General features: G+C 57.9%; 1 protein-coding gene. It reads left to right on the forward strand.

Annotation, left to right across the window (positions count from 1 at the left end):
• Nucleotides 1–131: 131 nt before the first annotated feature.
• Nucleotides 132–2,664, forward strand: a 2,533-nt coding sequence (gene pglX / locus M1248_RS33195; RefSeq protein WP_317150930.1) for a BREX-2 system adenine-specific DNA-methyltransferase PglX, incomplete at its 3' end; no start/stop codon positions are given.

A 2,664-nucleotide genomic window follows, 5' to 3' on the forward strand; every position in this document is an offset into this window, starting at 1 on the left:
TCGGCGTACCCGTCAACGACCTACCCAACTGGCGACCGTTGATCGCCACACGACGCCGGGCAAGCTCATGAAAGTCGTCCGATCTGGTCGTGTTGCGGGGTTTGGCTGTGGATAAGTGTGGGGTGCTGTAGGTGGGGTTGGCGACGGTTTCTGGTGGTGTGTTGACTGCGGAGTTGCGTCCGCAGGTGGGGTTGCTGGTTGATGACATGCGGGAGCGGTTGAACGCTGACACCGCGGTGTTGGATCGGTGGCGGTCGCAGCACCGTGAGGCGGTGGCCCAGGAGTTGACCGCGGGGTCGTTCACCGATTGGGTGGATGATCAGTTGACCCAGGCCGCGGTGGGGTGGTTGTTGACGTCGGTGTTCGTGCGGTTCTGCGAGGACAATCTGCTGTTGGGTGAGTCCGGGGTGTGGATCACTCACGCGGATGTGCGGTTACGGCAGCGGGCATTGGATACCGAGAACGCGTTCTATCAGGCTGATCCCGATCGGTCATATCGCGAGTGGTTGGAAGTGGCGTTCGCGGCCCTGCGGGCCAACCGGGCGACTGCGCCGTTGGTCGATGAGCACGCGGCGATCGGGATCATCAGCCCGTCCTCGGATGCGGTGCATCAGTTGTTGAGCTTCTGGCGGCGCACTGATGACGACGGTAATCTTTTGTGGCGCTTCGATGATGATGAGTTGTCGACACGTTTTTTGGGGGATTTGTATCAGGACCTCTCGGACCACGCTAAAGACAAGTACGCCTTATTTCAGACGCCGGTGTTCGTGGAGGAGTTCATCCTCGAGCAGACGTTGATTCCGGCGCTGGCGGAGCGCCCGCTGGAGGGGTTCAAGGTCATCGACCCGACGTGCGGGTCTGGGCACTTCCTATTGGGGGCGTTCGAGATCCTCGTGAATCGTTGGCATCGCGAAGCACCGGGCATGGAGGCACGTGCACGGGTGAATAAGGCGTTGGAGTCGGTATACGGGGTGGATGTGAACCCGTTCGCGACGGCGATCGCGATGTTTCGGCTGATTGTGGCGGCGTTGAAGCAGACCGGGGATCGCTCGCTAGTGAACGCGCCGGCATTCACGCTGAACCTGGCCAGCGGTGACTCGTTACTTCATGGTCCGGATGCGTTGGGGCGTACCGGATTCGACTACGGTGACGAGTCCTTCGATAAGGACGCGGTGGCATCGCGGTTCTCATATCGCACCGAAGACGTACCCAAACTCCGCAGGATTCTGGCGCCGGGACAGTACGACGTGGTGGTCGGCAACCCGCCCTACCCGCCTGTGAAGGACAAGGCGCTCAACGCCCGCTACCGCGACATCTACCACTACTGCAAAGGTACCTACGCAATCACGGTGCCGTTCATGGAGCGGTTCTTCCAACTCGCTAAACCCGGCGAACAGGCCGGCTGGGTCGGTCAGATCACCTCCAACTCCTTCATGAAACGCAGGTTCGGGGTACCGGTAATCGAGAAATTTTTGGCCCAGATTGACCTGCGTCTCGTTGCTGATACCTCTGGCGCGTATCTTCCTGGCCACGGCACCCCGACGGTTATCTTGGTAGGTCGAAACCACGGCAAAGTCCGCGACACAGTTCGAGCGGTGCTTGGCATTCAGAGTGAGCCCGGCACTCCGGACGATCCGGCGAAGGGTAAGGTCTGGTCCGCGATTTCGACCTACGTGGACACTCCGGGCCATCAGGATCAATGGGTCACCGTCACAGACCTGTCACGCGAACTGCTCGAAAAGTATCCTTGGAGCCTGAGCGGAGGCGGCGCGGTCGAATTGCAGGAAGCAATTAATCGTGCTGGTGATCATTCGTTTGGCAGTGTTATAAGTGGCCGCATTGGGTTCGCCAGTTTTCCGGGAGCCGACGATGCGTATTCTGGCTCAGCACAGTCACTCAACCGCTTCGGTATCGACTCTCAATATATAAAGACTTCTGTCATAGGAGAAGCGGTTCGCGATTGGAACGTTCATGACGTCGAATCAGCGTTTGTTCCGTATACGGCATCCTTCGAAGAGATCGAACTCGATACCCGTGCAGGTTGGTATAAACGTCAGTGGCCTATGCGTAGGACGCTCAAGGCGGTGACGGGTTTTGGTGGCGAGACCCAAGCGGATGGCGAACACAATTGGTGGACTTGGTATCGATGGGTAAAATCACGGTACGAATTGCCGATCTCTATAACTTTTGCGGAGATTGCAACTCACAATCATTTTGTGCTGGACCGCGGCGGCAGGGTCTTCAAGCAAACCGCGCCAGTCGCGAAACTTTCGGGTGATGCCACTGAGTTGGATTTCTTGCGATTGCTGGGAACGCTTAACAGCTCAACCGTATGTTTTTGGCTGAAACAGAATTGTTTCGATAAAGGGCGTCCTGGCGCGGAGGCTGCAGGCGCTGATGAGCTTTGGGAGCACCGATTTCAGTTCAGTGGAACCACTCTCGGCGACCTACCCCTTCCGAAGGATTCGTGTATAGACCGATCACACCGCATTGACTTGCTGGGTCGCAAGTTGATACTCAAAGAGCCGAGAAGCACAGTCAGTGTTCACGGCCCCGTGTCCGAGCTCATCGACGGAGCCAAGAATGAGCACGCCGAAACGCGTCGGGTCATGGCTTCGGAGCAGGAGGAGTTGGATTGGGAGGTGTATTACAACTACGGCCTTA

Source organism: Mycobacterium sp. 29Ha (assembly GCF_032883055.1).
In the GTDB taxonomy this organism is placed as follows: Bacteria; Actinomycetota; Actinomycetes; order Mycobacteriales; family Mycobacteriaceae; genus Mycobacterium; species Mycobacterium gallinarum.